The following is a 255-nucleotide window of genomic DNA, read 5'->3' on the forward strand; positions in this document are numbered from 1 at the left end:
CAATCGTTGTGTGGGCAATCATGATGTCATATTTTCGTCCGTAGACTTCTTTCCCGAGCTGTAAATAAGATTTACAGTACTTGAAGAACGTCTCAATGTCCCACCGTTTTCCGTATAGACGAATGATTTCTTCATTTTCCATCTCGATATCTGTGGATAATAACGCTAGCCAATTACGCTTGCCCTTACTGTTGCGATTTTTAACAAAAATGATTTTTGCTTTAATCTCTTTCCCTTGATCATTGAGCCCTAGGC

At 39.2% G+C, this 255-nt stretch carries 1 protein-coding gene; it reads right to left on the reverse strand.

Features of this window, described 5'->3' with window-relative positions; genetic code table 11:
* A partial coding sequence (locus ACYQ2O_RS13305) for a transposase (protein ID WP_459771563.1) occupies positions 1-255 on the reverse strand: 255 nt, incomplete at both ends.

Source organism: Alkalibacterium sp. m-11 (assembly GCF_054658155.1).